We start from the raw sequence: 15044 nt of genomic DNA, 5'->3' as shown, positions 1-15044 counted from the left end.
TAGAGAAAATTCGACTCATTGAATGACCGGATTGGTGCAAAAGAAAACCCGCCTTTCTTGGAAAGGCGGGTGAAAAGTCTCTTCGCGGGGATCGCGAAATTGGCTTCTGCTTGACAGCCTGCTTATGCCTGCAGGCGGGATCTGACCACCTTTCGCAACTCGTCGATCGGCGACTTCGCGGAACCGTCCTTCGTGTGCCAGAAGGTCCAGCCGTTACACGCTTCCTGACCCTGCACGAGCGCGCCGACCTTGTGGATCGAACCGGTATGATCACCGGATTTCAGAGAGCCATCGGCACGCACGGTGGCAACATGTTTGCCTTTGGAACAGGTGAGTTCCGCACCTGGAGAAAGTAATCCGCTTTCCAGCAATGTGCCGAATGGAATGCGTTTCTGGGCACGTTTTCCCTGCTGCATTTCCAGGGCTTCGCTGTCACCCGTCTCGATCGCGTCGATGCGGGCAAGCGCGGCGTCGATGTAGTCCTGTTCGCGTTCGACGCCGACGAAGTCGCGGCCAAGCTTCTTGGCAACTGCGCCGGTCGTTCCCGTTCCGAAGAAGGGATCCAGAACCACATCGCCCGGCTTGGAAGACGCCGTCAGGACGCGGTAGAGCAGCGACTCCGGCTTTTGGGTCGGGTGAACTTTCTGGCCGTTCTTGTCCTTCAGGCGCTCGGATCCCGTACACAGCGGCAGATGCCAGTCGGATCGCATTTGAAGATCATCGTTGAACGTCTTCAGCGCATCGTAATTGAAGGTCGGCTTTGCATCTTTCGACTTGGTGGCCCAGATCATGGTTTCATGAGCGTTTGTGAAACGCTTGCCACGGAAGTTCGGCATCGGGTTGGATTTCAGCCAGACGATGTCGTTCATGATCCAGAAGCCGAGATCCTGCAGGATCGCGCCCACCCGGAATATGTTGTGGTAGGAGCCGATGACGTAGAGCGACCCGTCCGGTTTCATGACGCGGCGCACGGCCATGAGCCATGCCTTGGTGAAACCGTCATAGGCTTCAAAGCTCTCGAACTGGTCCCAGTGGTCGTCGCAAGCGTCGACCTTCGACTGGTCTGGTCTGTGCAGGTCGCCACCCAGCTGAAGATTGTAGGGCGGATCGGCAAAGACCAGGTCGATGGACCTTGGCGGCACATTTTCAAGAGCGGCTACACAGTCGCCCTTCAGGATCGTATTCAGCCAGGAAGCGGATGCTTCCCGATTTTGGGTCGGGTGGGGTGCCGCGAAGGACACCCCGGTACTCAGTACACTCATTGCGACGCAATACCTCACGCAATTTCGAGTGTCATGGTTACCGGGTTTGGTAAATCAGCGGTTAAGTCGACAAAAGAAAAATTCCCTTTGAATCAAGGCTTTGTTTACAATCGTAAAAGTTAAATGAGAAGTTAATGGCTTGTCTCGACCGAAAACGCCAGAATTCTGCTGATTTCGTCCATGGTGCGACCGGAAGTTGTCTTCCATTCGTTAAAGGCAACTTGCGCGGCCGACAGATTTTTTTTCGACATGCGATCATTCTCAATGACATTTTCGCGGATCAGGGCGTTAACCACATCACCTGTCAGGATGAAACTTTCCTTGCCCATGAAGCGTAGCGAGATTTGCCCTGTCGTGCCGCCGAGCCGGCTGCCCCGTTTTTTCATCAACTCCATCAGGCCAATCTGATCGCTTGCCGGATAGTGAGCGAAAAACTTCGACGCGCTGCCGTGTTCGCGGGCGAGGTCTTTCAGGAACACCGCATTGTCCTGAACAGCTTTGATTTTCGCACCGTTTCGCACGATCCGGGTGTCCTGCAGCAGCGCCTCAAAAGCCTCGTCAGGCAAGAAGGCGAGGCGGGCGACATCGAAGTTTTCAAAAGCCTCTTCGAATCCGGACCATTTCTGTTCAATCACTTTCCAGCTGAAACCTGCCTGGAAAACGCACTTGGTGAACATCGACAGCCAGCGGTCGTCACCGATCTTTTCCAGGTCCTCCACGGGCTTGGGCATATTGTGCTCGCCCAGTAACGCGGTGAGCCGGTCCGGCCCGCCTTTCTTGTCCGCCGCCAGGGCCTCGATCTCTTCAAAGGAACGCATGTCCTCATCTCCGTTTCTTGCGATCCCGGCTACAGTGTAGCGGAAGGCCGGGCTCCGGTACTCACCCCAAGAGGTTTGGTTTACGGGCATCTGTGTTTACGGGATTCCTGCCTTCGCAGGAATGACAAGAAAACAGCAAGGTGGGCAGCGGACCAACAAAAAGGATCTGCCGGCACGTTATCGTCCGCCAACATCCTTCGACCGTTCGAACCGGCGCAGCGCCAGGGACAGCGTAATGGTCATCATAAGATAGATCAGCGCCACGACGTTGTATGTTTCGAAATAGCGGAATGATCCGGCGGCGTAGACTTTGCCGAGCTGCGTGATATCGGCGACGCCGAGCACGGATACCAGCGAGCTGTCCTTGATCATGGCGACAAAGTCGTTGCCGAGTGGCGGCAGGATCGTCTTCAGGGCCTGCGGAAAAACGATCAGGCGGAAGCGCAGCCAGCGGTTCATGCCAAGCGCTTCGGCGGCTTCGATCTGCCCCTTGTCGACGGCCTGGATCCCGGCACGGAACACCTCCGCGATAAAGGCTGAATAGCCGATCATCAAGGCGACAATTGCTCGCCAAAGAAGCGGAAAGTCGCGGGTGCGCATGGTACCGGCACCCAGCGGCTCCAAAATCGCGTTGATCGCGGCGACGAGCAGTGGTGTTCCGACAAACGCGATGTAAAGCAGCAGCACGATAATCGGCAGGCCGCGTACGACCTCTACATAGAACCGGGCACTCTGGCGCAGGATGACTGAGCCGGACAACAGGGCGAGTGCAAGCAGGAGCCCGATAACGGACGCCAGGAAAAACGCGACCAGGGTGACGAAAATCGTCAGCCCGATCCCGCGTGACACGGTCGACATGACCTGCGAATAAATCTCGTCGGTGCCGATCTGGAAGAGGAGAAAGACTGCGATGGCGCAGGCGGCTGCAAGCCAGTAGGGAAATTCCTTTTGCGGGGTCGTCGCAGTAATCTTTTTGCTGGTCATGATGCCCTCTTGGGCTGATCGGTGGAGCACGTTTCGAAGTCACGAAGACGCGGGTGGTCAAAACAAAGCCGGTACGGGGCTTTACCCCGATACCGGCTGCAAGGTCTCTTGTCGATGCTCACCGCGAGCTTTGTCGCGCGTTATTGACCTGCCTTGTATTCAAAGAACCACTTCGTGTTGAGGGCGTCCAACGTGCCATCGTCGCGCATGCTGGTGATCGCAGCGTTGAACGGCTCGATCAGTTCCGATCCCTTTGGAAAGATGAAGCCGAAGTCTTCCGTGCCCATCGGGTCGCCGATCAGTTTGAACGTATCGGGATTGGCATTGACGTAGCCTTGTCCACCGGTGCTGTCCGTGAGAACCAGATCGACATCGCCGATCTTGAGGGCCTGAACCGCCGCTCCAAACGTTTCAAAGAGCTTGATGCGCTGATTGTTCTCGTCGCCGTCCAGAACTTCGTAGACGGTCACGTAGAACGGTGTGGTTCCGGGCTGAGCTCCTGCCAGAAAGTCGCTGTTGGCGGCAAACTCCTTGGGGTCGGCGAAACGGTCCTCATCAGCGCGAACCAGCATGAACATTTCCGAGCGCATATAGGGATCTGAGAAGGCGACTTTCTCCGCCCGGTCGTCGCGAATGGTGATGCCGTTCATGGCGACATCATATTCACCCGCGGAAATCGCGGGGATCATCGCATCCCAGCTGACGTTCTCATATGTGACCTTCATGTTCAGGCGTTTTGCAATCTCCGCGATTGCCTCATATTCCCATCCGGACGGCTGACCCGTTTTGGGATCGACAAACTGAAGTGGCGGATAAGTGTTTTCTGAGGCAATCACGACCTCCTTGCCGCCAAGGTCAGGCAGATCGGCTGCCATTGCCGCAAATCCGGTTCCAAGCATAGAGGAAACAGCCACCGCAAGGCTCAATAGGATACGTTTCATGGGAAGCTCCTGATCAGAATTCGAGACGATAGTATCGGCAATGCGTGCTTGCGAAAAGACCGTTCGTTCGCGCAGGTGCACCCGCGCTGAGCGGTATTGCTGCATGCAATCAGGCTTTGGCGAATGGATCAACCGGACGTCGGGAGAATTTGCAACGTGCTTGCCTTGCAACTTGAGTTTGTAATATTTGCAGAAATTTTCTCATAGCGAAAAAAAATTCAAAAACTGCCGCCAAGTGTATTGACCATGAACTGCCTTGGCGGGACTGTGCTTCCTATAACAACAATAAGGAGATGTTTATGTCCAATTTGATCAACAGCGATATTCCGACCGGAATCCGGCGGGTCCGTCTGGCACCTTCCCATCCGCTCGAAGTGTTTACGAGCGCTCAACAAGCGGTCGAACGGCTGATTGATATCTTCGAGGCGAACACGGCTTTTTTGCGTTCCCACTTCACTGACCTTCTGGAGGGACAGGAGATAAACGAACGGGTGAGGGCTTTTTATCCTCAGGTGCGGATTGTGACTGACAGTCACGTTCGTTTGGATAGCCGCCTGTCATACGGTTTCGTTTCCGGGCCCGGCACGCATGCGTCGACCATCACGCGGCCCGATCTCTTCCGCCACTATCTGGAATCGCAGCTTACGCTGCTGATGAAGAACCACGATGTGCCGATCCTTGTTGGCGACAGCGAGATGCCTATCCCGCTCCACTTTGCGTTTTACGATGGCACACATGTAGAAGGCGGTGCCGCGGCGGCCAATCTGAACCGTCCTCTTGCCGATATTTTTGACCTGCCGGATCTGACGGTGATGGACGATTCCATTGCCAACGGCACTTATGATCCCGCAGACGGCATCATGCCGCTCGCTTCGTTCACGGCGCCGAGGGTCGATTATTCGCTGCACAGGCTTCAGCACTATACGGCAACGGCGGCAGAACACTTTCAGAATTATGTGCTCTTTACCAACTATCAATTCTATATCGATGAATTCTGCCGCATGTCGCACGAGCTTCTGAACGATCCCGACAGCGGCTATGAAGCGTTTGTGGCACCGGGAAACCTCACAACGGAAGCCGGCGAGAGCGAGCCGTCATGCGGTGCAGAGCCGGCAAAGCTTCCTCAGATGCCGGCGTATCACCTGAAGCGGGCAGACGGCGGCGGGATAACGATGGTGAACATCGGAGTAGGTCCGTCGAACGCCAAGACGATTACAGACCACGTCGCTGTGCTCAGACCCCATGTCTGGTTGATGCTTGGCCATTGCGCGGGCCTGCGTAACAGCCAGACGCTTGGTGACTATGTGCTGGCGCATGGCTACGTACGCGACGACAATGTCCTTAATCAGGATCTGCCTACATGGGTCCCAATCCCGCCGCTGGCCGAAGTGCAGGTCGCACTTGAAGATGCCGTAGCGGAGATTACGGGCATAGTCGGCTATGACTTGAAGAGGCTGATGCGAACGGGAACGGTTGTGTCACTGGACAACCGGAACTGGGAACTGTGGGATCAGCCCGAACTGGTCAAGCGCTTTTCGCAATCACGCGCGATTGCACTCGATATGGAATCAGCGACAATCGCTGCGAACGGCTTCAGGTTCCGTGTTCCGTATGGAACGTTGTTATGCATCTCCGACAAACCGCTGCATGGTGAATTGAAGCTGCCAGGAATGGCGACTGACTTTTACAAAAGACAGGTCGCGCAGCATCTTCAGATCGGTATCAGAGCTCTGGAAAAGATGCGCCACATGACTGCGGAACGATTGCATTCGCGCAAACTGAGAAGCTTTGCAGAGACTGCATTCCAATAGGACGTCGGCTTATTCCGAAACTTCTGCGAGAAGGCGTAGTGACGCCACTTCCTGCTCTGCAACAGCAGCTTCTGTGATGTCACCGCTGCGTATCAGGATCTGGATTTGAGCCTCAAGAATAACAGCAAACTGTTTCAGCCGTTCCCCAACCATTCCGTCCTCCTTTGGTGATATTATCCTCACGGAAAGAGTAGCTGACCGGCACAAAAAACGCGCGCTGTTTCCGGCGCGCGTTCAAGAGCTTAGGAGGATATCAGGCGGTCTTATTCGGCTTCGTCAGCGGGAGCGGCATTCAGCAGGCCGTAGCGCTCTTCGCCGATCTTCTCAAGAAGCTCAAGCTGGGTTTCCAGAAAGTCTATGTGACCTTCTTCGTCCGCCAGGAGTTCTTCGAAAAGCGCCATGGATACGTAGTCGCCCTCGTCACGGCAGATGTCGCGAGAGGCCTTGTAGGACGCACGGGCGTCATATTCACCGGCAAGGTCGCATTCCAGAACTTCCTTGATGTTCTGGCCGATGCGGAGCGGAGCAACCTTCTGCATGTTCGGATGACCTTCAAGAAAGATGATCCGATCCGTCAGTTTGTCCGCATGCTGCATTTCTTCGATAGATTCTTCCCGTTCTTTTTTGGCAAGACGGGCAAAGCCCCAATCAGCCAGAAGCCGGTAATGCAGCCAGTACTGGTTGATCGCGCCGAGCTCAAGAAACAGAGCCTCGTTCAAGCGCTCGATGACTTTTTCACTTCCCTTCATGACCACCTCTCCTTGGAGTCTTTTGGGTATAGTTTAGAATAATTCTAGAATTTCTTTTTTAGAATCATTCTATGCTATCTGTCCAGTGTTAGTTCATGAAAAAGGCAAATCGCAGGGTGCGTCAATTGCTGTTTCGAGTTGAAAGGTATTCCTTGCCCTTCGCACCTGTAAATTGTGCGCGCAACGCAAAAAAAGCGCGGTCTCGCAAGAGACCGCGCCGGCAGACGGCACATGATGGGGCTCAGATGTACCCGTCTGAACCTGCCTTAGGACTGCGGCAAGATGACTGCGTCGATAACGTGGATGACTCCGTTGGAGGCTTCAATGTCAGCCGTAACGACTTTTGCACCGTCAACTTTGACGCCATCGGTTGCGTCGACGGAAATCTCGCTGCCCTGGACGGAGGCGACCTCAGCTTTCTTGCCAGCGATGTCGGAGGACATCACCTTGCCCGGCACCACGTGATAAGTGAGGATTGCGACAAGCTGGTCTTTGTTTTCCGGCTTCAGAAGGTTTTCAACTGTGCCTTCCGGCAGCGCCGCAAACGCTTCGTCAGTCGGTGCGAAAACCGTGAACGGGCCCTCACCCTTAAGCGTGTCGACAAGGCCTGCGGCCTGAACGGCAGCTACCAGCGTGTTGAAGGAACCGGCGCTAACCGCGGTGTCGACGATGTCCTTTTCACCGGCCTTGGCTGCAGACAGCGGCAGAACGAGAAGAAGGGCGAATACAAGCTTCTGGATCAGTTTCATAACTCACTCCCAAGATCGGGCACAGGCAAAGGGCCGGCGCTTCGGGAAACGCACTTTCCCGAGCGAATTCAAAAAGTTGTTTGTGTGCCTGTGTCGTTAGCTCTACGCCCGATTGTTCAAACTGGATGAGGAAAAAGTGAACACGGATTTGCGCATACGATCGAGTGATCCGAATGCGCTGCGACTGCGTCACGCGCGCATGCATTCGCGGTACGAACAAGCCGCCCCGGCCTCGAGCCGGGCCTGCCTGACTTTGCAATAGGTCCCGGATCGGGTCCGGGACGGCGCGGAACAGGCGGATCTGCTTTCAGCGGAACCTGGGACCGTGGCACCAACACGTCAGCGAAACACGAGCCCCTGACGCCACAGGAACCACCCGGTGCAGCATGAAACTGGCAAACAGGGTCGCGCTGCCCTGATCACGGGAGGCTTCGGCCACCCGATTGCCAAGGTTGACCTCCAACCCGCCCCCTTCATAGGAGCCGGGCGGTGACAGTTGAGCCACGATGGTTGCCTTGCGCAGCTGGGCGATCTGGCCATCGCCAATATCGGAATGCCAGTCATAGTGGCCTGCCTCGCTTTCGTCGTAGACGGCGACCTGCAGTTTTTCACGGAACTCGGTGATGTCGAAATTGAAGGTCTCCCGATTGGCCTCCGCGACCGCTCCCATGATCCGCTGCATGACCCACGCAGCCGGCCCTTCATCGTCGAGCCAGCTGATTTTTGCCCGCCGGATTTCACCTTCCTGCACACCGCCGACAAGACCACCGGAATTCTGCGCCTCGCCCTGGCTCAAACGGATGATTTCAACACATTCTGCAGGCGAGAACAGGGAAGGGATGGTGTGGGTGAACATGAATTTGTGTCCGGTTGTTTGCCCGTCTCCTTCAAAAGGCAATTGCCAGGAAACGCAATCGATTTCTGAAGGGTGAATGATCTCAGCCGCAGGATTTGACGCAGACCAAGCAGCGATTAATATGTGCCCAGGCACCGACCTGAACAGCGCGCATGCGGCAGGAACACGGCACCGACCGGACCTGCTGGCAGCCCGCATCCTGCAAAAGGGCATGTCATGCCTTCCGAAAAAAACAGCCCCCTCCGTCTTGGGCGGATCGCCGCCATGCTCCCGGTTAGCAATATCGAAGAATCCTACCGGATCTACCGGGAAGTGTTCGGTTTCCAGAAGACGTTCGAAAACGGAGATCCCATCGGCTTCATGATACTGAAGAAGGATGATGCCGAACTGCATCTGACGCTTCAAAAGGATTACAAGGCACCGGCCTTCAATATCGCCCATATGCTGGTCTCTGATGCGACTGAGACCTATCGAAGATGCCAGGAAAACGGCCTTCGCATCATCAAAAGATTGCAGGACAAGGACTATGGGCTCAGAGCATTCGTCTTTGCAGATCCGGACGGCAACCGGATAGATGTGGGGGAGATCCTTTAGGCTTTTGGTTGGCTAAAGCTTTTCAGTTCAATGCCGCGGACAGAACCTTCCGCATCACCGTCGGCAGGGCTTCTTCATCCAAAGACAGCGCTGGAGACCACCAGGCGCCATCGACTTCCGAAAAGACGGCGTGGTGTGCGTCTGCGCGAAAAACTGTAAGCCGCAGATGGAAATGGGTGAATGTGTGTTTCACCTCAGTCGGTTTCATTTTCCAGTCGCAAGGGAAGGGAACGTGGCCAAGGGCGCTTTCCGGATCGAAGGTTTCGGACCAGTCTGTGCCCGGAACTTCCGTCATACCGCCAAGCAATCCTTTTGGCGGTCTTCGGCGAAGCAGAACAGCGCCTGTCTTCCGGTCAACCGCGACAAAGGCTGCACCGTATCGTGTCGGTTTTTCCTTTTTCGGCGCTTTTCTGGGTAGCGTTTCCGCAAGGTTTGAGTTTTGAACCTCGCAGTCGTTCATCCAGGGACAAAGACCGCAAGCGGGCCGCCTGGGGGTGCAGATGGTCGCGCCCAGATCCATCACGGCTTGTGCAAAATCCCCGGGGCGATCCTGTGGCGTCAGGTCGGCCATGACCGACTTGATCTCAGGTTTCGCGTCAGGCAAAGGTGTTTCGATCTTTTTCAGGCGCGAAAGAACCCGTTCCACGTTGCCGTCGACCACAGCGGCGGGCCGGTCAAAAGCGATTGCCGCGATGGCGGCGGCCGTATACGGCCCGATGCCGGGAAGCTTGAGCAGAGCATCTTCGGTTTCGGGAAACTTTCCGGCGTGCTCTTGCGCAACTATATCGGCACATTTCTTCAAGTTCCGCGCGCGTGAGTAGTAACCCAGACCCGCCCAGGCTTTCATGACGTCTTCTTCGTCGGCGGCGGCAAGACATTCAACCGTCGGCCATGCGGTCGTGAAATTCTGAAAATAGTCTTTTACCGCTGCAACGGTCGTTTGCTGCAGCATGATCTCGGACAGCCAGACGCGATACGGATCAGGGATTTCACCCAACTTGCCGTCTTCCGGCGAAACACGCCAGGGCAGTTTCCGCGCGTGCCGGTCGTACCAATTCAGCAACGTGTGACTGAGCGAAGCAGTTGTCATGAGACCCGGCGTGTACTCATCGATGAATTCATTGTGGCAATCTTGGAAAGCCTGGGGACAACTTGGGTAGATGTGAGTGGCTGGTGGAGCATGTGTAAGTATTCGTCGTCTTTTTGTCGTATTCTATTGCGACATCAAATCTCAATGTGAGAACCGGTTTTAATCGGCACCTATCGGCAGACCGTATCAGGAGGTAGGCCATCAACGTGTCAAAGGCAAATGCGCCCAACAAGCCCAAAGAGGCGAAACTGCTGGCCGACCTTGTCGGCAGAGCAATGACGCCTGTTTGCCGGAAGCGCGGTTTTGCCTCCGTCGACATTGTCGCCGCCTGGGCGGATATCGTTGGTGAGCGGTATGGCACTCGCGTTCAACCCGACAAACTGATCTGGCCAAGGCAGGTGGTACTGGACGATCCGGAAGCTCCGAGGCAGTCGGCAACGCTTGTCGTCCATACGGACGGTGCTACAGCGTTGATGCTTTCTCATGACAGCATGCAGGTGATCGAGAGGATTAATTCGTTTTACGGCTGGGCGGCGATCGGGCGCATCAAGATTTTGCAGCGGCCTGTCCGCGCGAAACCTGTGGACGAACGCAAACCTTTGCGAGCGCTCACGGCGTCGGAAGAGGAAAAACTGGAGAAGCGCCTTGAGGGCGTCCAGAATGATCGCCTTCGCGAAGCCCTGAAGAAACTGGGTGCGCAGGTGATCGCCAAGAACTCGGACAGGGCTGCCTGATCTTTTGCGCCGAAACGCTTGAAATCGGCGATAACAAAGCAATAACATCATCGTGAAACAAAGGTTTCTGTTCTCCTCTATCCTGCCACATTTGATAAGCGTTGTTGACGCCACGTGCCTCAAGAGGCAAATGATGCCATAGAACCGGCACCGTCAGGTGCTGTGCTTAAAACAAGTGACAGGACGATTCTCGTGACCCAGTCTCGCAGACACTTTCTCAAGGCCTCTGCCTTGGCAGCCGCAGCCACCGGCCTCACTTTCAGTATTCCGGCTTTTGCACAGAGCGTTGACGTTGACGAGCTGATGGTGCCGGGTCCGCTTGGCGACAAGATCCTGGGAGACGAAAACGCACCTGTGACGGTCGTTGAATATGCGTCCATGACCTGCGGCCACTGTGCAAACTTCCACAACAAAACCTGGAAGCCGCTGAAAGAGCAGTATGTCGACACGGGCAAGGTTCGCTTTGTATTCCGCGAATTTCCACTTGATCCGGTCTCGGCAGCCGCGTTCATGCTGGCACGCTGTGCGCCTGCGGAAAGCTACTTCGATATTGTGGATACCATGTTCGAAAACCAGCGGGCATGGGCATTTACCGACAATCCCTACAATTCCTTGCTCGACTTTTCCAAACAGATCGGATTTACACAGGAGTCCTTTGAGGAATGCTTGACAAACCAGGGATTGCTCGACGCAGTTAATGCAGTGAGGGATCGTGGGGCGAACGAGTTCGGCGTGAACTCGACACCGACGTTCTTCATCAACGGTGCAAGGCACCCGGGGGCGATGTCGATTGAACAGATGGGAGCACTTATCGACGCGGAACTCTGATCCGGCGCATTCATCGCCGGGTGGAGACGCGTGCTTCGCTGTTATCGTGACTTTGCCGGCGCTCGCCCAACAACGGAGTGAGCGCCGATGAGATTTTCCAAACTGCGCATTGTGGGCTTCAAGTCATTCGTCGAACCGATGGAATTCATCATCGGTGACGGGCTGACGGGTGTCGTCGGCCCCAACGGTTGCGGAAAATCCAATCTCGTCGAAGCCCTGCGGTGGGTGATGGGCGAGAATTCCTACAAGAATATGCGCGCATCCGGTATGGATGATGTGATCTTTTCCGGAAGCCTGAACCGTCCGGCGCGCAACACCGCTGAAGTTGCCCTTTTCCTTGAGAACCAGGACCGTACGGCACCGTCAGCTTTCAACGATGACGACCTGCTGGAAGTCAGCCGGCGCATCGAGCGCGAGCAGGGCTCCAACTACAAGATCAACGCCAAGGATGTCCGCGCTCGAGACGTGCAGCTATTGTTTGCCGACGCCTCGACCGGAGCGCGCTCTCCCGCAATGGTTCGCCAGGGCCAGATCGGCGAGCTGATTGCAGCCAAACCAACGGCCCGGCGGCAGATCCTGGAAGAAGCTGCTGGTATTTCCGGTCTGCACTCCCGCCGCCACGAGGCGGAAATTCGCCTACGTGCTGCTGAACAGAACCTTGAACGGCTGGAAGACGTCTTGCTTCAGATCGATGGGCAGCTGGACAATCTTCGCCGTCAGTCCCGCCAGGCTTCGCGCTACCGGAACCTTTCTTCCGAAATCCGGGCTGCGGAAGCCTCCATCCTTTACATCCGCTGGACGGAATCGCGGGATGCTCTTGTGGCGGCACAAGAGCAATTCAACGAGACGCAGAAGGAGGTCAATGAAGCGACCGCCCTGCAGGCCGAAAGCGCCCGAATTCAGGCGATTGCAGCGCATAAGCTGCCTGAACTGCGTGATGAATCCGCAAAAGCAGCCGCCGCCTTGCAGCGGCTTGTGATTGCGCGCAATGAACTTGATGCGGAAGAAAGACGGGTCAAGGAACGTCTGCAGGATCTGGAACGACGCCTGGCGCAGCTTGCCGAGGACATTCGGCGTGAACAGGCTATGGCCTCGGAAAACGACGACGTTCTGGAGCGCCTGAGTGAAGAACGTGCAGAGCTTCTCGAAGAAAACGAGACAGTGCAGGAACGCACGGAAGCAGCACGCGAAAAGGTAACTTCGGCCGAAGAGACCGTTGGAACGCTGGAAGCGAAACTTGCCGACCTCACAGCAACCGAAGCCCGTGCAAGCGCCGAACGCAGGCAGTTCGAACGGGCGGTTGCGGAAGCGCGCCTGCGTGCCGATCGTCTTGTGGTTCAGGTTCAGGACGCAAACCAGACGCTTGAAGCGCTCGACGCGCAGATGGCGGAACATGACGGCGTCGTTGAAAACCGCGAGGCTTTGGAGTTAGCCGAAGAAACGCTTCTAGAGGCGGAAACGGCCGCCGAGGAGGCGGAAACGGCGACGCGTGCAGCACGGGACGCCGAGCAAACCGCACGTGTACCACTGTCGGAAGCGCAGCAGGCCTTGCAAGGACTTGAAACGGAAGCAAGAACCCTGGATCAGGTTCTGAACACCCTGGCAGACAAGGATTTCACGCCTGTTGTTGAAAAGCTTCAGGTCGAGCAAGGGTACGAAACCGCGCTCGGAGCCGCGCTTGGCGAGGATTTGGACGCACCGTTGGACGAGAGTGCCGCTGTCAAATGGGGGCCGGTTCTGCCGCATGATACAGATTCCGGTTTGCCGGCAGGCGTTAGATCCCTTGCCGAGTTTGTCGTTGCCCCCGCTGAACTGACACGGCGGTTGCGGCAGGTTGGCGTCGTTGAACAGGCCAACGGCCCTGGCCTTCGCAATATGCTGGCGCCAGGTCAGAGGCTCGTCTCGAAAGAGGGTGACCTGTGGCGGTGGGACGGGTTTGTCGTCGCGGCAAATGCGCCGACACCGGCTGCTCAACGTCTGGCGCAAAAAAACCGCCTGTTGGAACTGGGCGACGAAATCGAAACCGCGCGCCGCGATCTTGTCGACAAGCAGCAGGCACTCGAAATTGCCGCCGCCGACGTGCGCAAGACCGTCGAATGGGAACAGACCGCGCGCGGCAAGGTGAGGGATGGCCAGCGCAGCGCCGCCTCGGCCCGTGAGGCGCTGAGCGCTGCAGAGCGCGCGGTTTCACAGTTGGCTGCGAAAAAGGCAGCGGCGCAGGATCGCGCCGAACGGTTCGGCGAAGAGGCCGAACTGGCGCGCGAACAAATGGTGGAAGCTGAGGAACGCCTCGCGGAAGCACCTGAAAGCTCCAACTATCAGGACATGATTGAAGAGCTCCAGACGAGTGTCGCCGACGCGCGGGCCGAGCTTGCCGAAGCGCGTGCGATCTCTGAAGGCCTGTCGCGCGAACAGATGATGCGTGACCGGCGCCTCGAGGCGATTGCCCGTGAATATGATGGCTGGAAGTCGCGGGCCGCAAATGCCGCCCGGCAGGTCACAGTGCTGACGGAGCGCCGGGAAGAGGCGGAAGAAGAGCGGGCTGAATTGATCGAGGCGCCGGAAGACATCGAAATCAAGCGCCGGGATCTCCTGTCCGCCGTTTCCAAGGCGGAAGAGGAAAAGAAACGCCGGGATGACCAGCTGCAGCAGGCCGAGCTTGACCTTGCCGAGGTGGACCGGGCGGCAAAGGCGGCCATGGATGCGATGGCTAGCGCGCGTGAAAACAAGATCCGCGCCGAAGAAAGGTTTGAAGCCGCCAAGGAGCGCAAAAGCAATCTTGAGCGCCGCATAGACGAGGATCTGGAGGTCACGGTTGCCGCATTGCCGGGCATAGCGGGTCTGAAGGAGGGCGCGCCGCTTCCGGACGCTGCTGCCACGGAACGCAAGCTGGAGCGCCTCAAGGCCGAGCGCGAACGGCTCGGTGGTGTGAACCTTCGCGCAGAGGAAGAGCTGAAGGAAATCGACGAGCAGAAAACCACGCTGACTTCGGAACGCGATGACCTGATCGAGGCGATCCGCCGTTTGCGGACCGGCATCTCCAATCTCAACCGCGAAGCACGTGAGCGGCTGCTTGCCTCGTTTGAAGTTGTCAACGGCCACTTCCAGCGGCTGTTCACGCATCTTTTCGGCGGGGGAACCGCCGAACTGCAGCTTGTCGATTCCGACGATCCGCTTGATGCGGGGCTTGAAATCATTGCACGTCCGCCGGGCAAAAAGCCGCAGACAATGACGCTGCTGTCCGGCGGCGAGCAGGCCTTGACCGCAATGTCCCTGATTTTTGCGGTCTTCCTCACCAATCCCGCACCGATTTGCGTGCTGGATGAGGTGGATGCACCGCTGGACGATGCCAACGTCGAACGCTACTGCGATTTGCTCGACGAAATGGCGGCAAGCACGGAAACCCGGTTTGTGGTGATCACGCATAACCCGATCACGATGGCGCGAATGAACCGCCTTTTCGGGGTCACCATGGCTGAAAGAGGTGTTTCGCAGCTTGTTTCGGTCGACCTTGAGACGGCTGAGCGATTCCGGGAAACCGGCTGACCGCCCCCTTGCGGGCGCCGCCGCCGCCGAGCACACGTACAACTTAGGTCTCGCGAAAATATCTGAAGGCGAAAAAGGCAAG

At 56.7% G+C, this 15044-nt stretch carries 14 protein-coding genes; 5 read left to right on the top strand and 9 right to left on the bottom strand.

The features are described 5' to 3' along the window. Positions 1-122: 122 nt before the first annotated feature. The 4 genes from Q0915_RS24600 to Q0915_RS24585 all read right to left on the bottom strand — a co-directional run bounded on the left by Q0915_RS24600 (position 123) and on the right by Q0915_RS24585 (position 3963). Positions 123-1262, bottom strand: coding sequence for a site-specific DNA-methyltransferase (locus Q0915_RS24600; RefSeq protein ID WP_299480320.1), 1140 nt, complete (start codon positions 1260-1262; stop codon positions 123-125). Between the two features lie 131 nt (positions 1263-1393). Beyond that, positions 1394-2080 (bottom strand): DNA-3-methyladenine glycosylase I, encoded by a 687-nt coding sequence (locus tag Q0915_RS24595; RefSeq protein WP_299480317.1) that lies wholly within the window; start codon positions 2078-2080, stop codon positions 1394-1396. A gap of 177 nt (positions 2081-2257) precedes the next feature. Further along, entirely contained in the window at positions 2258-3064 is an 807-nt protein-coding gene (locus tag Q0915_RS24590) for an amino acid ABC transporter permease (RefSeq protein WP_299480314.1), read from the bottom strand. Positions 3065-3204: 140 nt separating this feature from the next. Further along, positions 3205-3963 (bottom strand): transporter substrate-binding domain-containing protein, encoded by a 759-nt coding sequence (locus Q0915_RS24585; RefSeq protein WP_299480609.1) that lies wholly within the window; start codon positions 3961-3963, stop codon positions 3205-3207. A gap of 341 nt (positions 3964-4304) precedes the next feature. Here Q0915_RS24585 and Q0915_RS24580 point away from each other — a divergent pair, with 341 nt between their 5' ends. Further along, positions 4305-5816: an AMP nucleosidase gene (locus Q0915_RS24580; protein WP_299480311.1), complete on the top strand. Its 1512-nt coding sequence runs from the start codon at positions 4305-4307 to the stop codon at positions 5814-5816. A gap of 9 nt (positions 5817-5825) precedes the next feature. Here the strand turns inward: Q0915_RS24580 and Q0915_RS24575 are convergent, their stop codons facing one another. The 4 genes from Q0915_RS24575 to Q0915_RS24560 all read right to left on the bottom strand — a co-directional run bounded on the left by Q0915_RS24575 (position 5826) and on the right by Q0915_RS24560 (position 8170). Then, positions 5826-5969, bottom strand: a complete 144-nt coding sequence (locus Q0915_RS24575; RefSeq protein WP_299480308.1) for a hypothetical protein — start codon at positions 5967-5969, stop codon at positions 5826-5828. A 110-nt stretch (positions 5970-6079) separates the two neighbouring features. Continuing rightward, the gene (gene bfr, locus Q0915_RS24570; RefSeq protein ID WP_299480306.1) at positions 6080-6565 is read right to left on the bottom strand and encodes a bacterioferritin; all 486 of its coding nucleotides are present in this window, start codon (positions 6563-6565) and stop codon (positions 6080-6082) included. A 266-nt stretch (positions 6566-6831) separates the two neighbouring features. Beyond that, positions 6832-7314, bottom strand: coding sequence for a fasciclin domain-containing protein (locus Q0915_RS24565; protein WP_299480305.1), 483 nt, complete (start codon positions 7312-7314; stop codon positions 6832-6834). A 307-nt stretch (positions 7315-7621) separates the two neighbouring features. After that, the gene (locus tag Q0915_RS24560) at positions 7622-8170 is read right to left on the bottom strand and encodes a 2OG-Fe(II) oxygenase (RefSeq protein WP_299480303.1); all 549 of its coding nucleotides are present in this window, start codon (positions 8168-8170) and stop codon (positions 7622-7624) included. A 216-nt stretch (positions 8171-8386) separates the two neighbouring features. Here Q0915_RS24560 and Q0915_RS24555 point away from each other — a divergent pair, with 216 nt between their 5' ends. Beyond that, on the top strand, positions 8387-8764 hold the full coding sequence (locus Q0915_RS24555; RefSeq protein ID WP_299480301.1) for a VOC family protein: 378 nt from the start codon (positions 8387-8389) through the stop codon (positions 8762-8764). 22 nt (positions 8765-8786) lie between these two features. Here the strand turns inward: Q0915_RS24555 and mutY are convergent, their stop codons facing one another. Next, positions 8787-9854: an A/G-specific adenine glycosylase gene (gene mutY, locus Q0915_RS24550; protein WP_299480299.1), complete on the bottom strand. Its 1068-nt coding sequence runs from the start codon at positions 9852-9854 to the stop codon at positions 8787-8789. Positions 9855-10060: 206 nt separating this feature from the next. Here mutY and Q0915_RS24545 point away from each other — a divergent pair, with 206 nt between their 5' ends. From Q0915_RS24545 to smc, 3 genes are all read left to right on the top strand, one after another. After that, entirely contained in the window at positions 10061-10588 is a 528-nt protein-coding gene (locus Q0915_RS24545; RefSeq protein ID WP_299480297.1) for a DciA family protein, read from the top strand. Between the two features lie 192 nt (positions 10589-10780). Next, complete coding sequence (locus Q0915_RS24540) at positions 10781-11416, top strand: DsbA family protein (RefSeq protein WP_299480295.1); 636 nt, start codon at positions 10781-10783, stop codon at positions 11414-11416. 87 nt (positions 11417-11503) lie between these two features. Continuing rightward, a complete protein-coding gene (gene smc, locus Q0915_RS24535) occupies positions 11504-14962 on the top strand; it encodes a chromosome segregation protein SMC (protein ID WP_299480293.1) in 3459 nt (1152 codons plus the stop codon). The last annotated feature ends 82 nt before the right edge of the window (positions 14963-15044 follow it).

Source organism: uncultured Roseibium sp., from assembly GCF_947494555.1.
GTDB lineage: Bacteria > Pseudomonadota > Alphaproteobacteria > Rhizobiales > Stappiaceae > Roseibium.
Note: the sequence above shows the minus strand (reverse complement) of the source record. Positions and strands in the feature narration are given on the sequence as shown.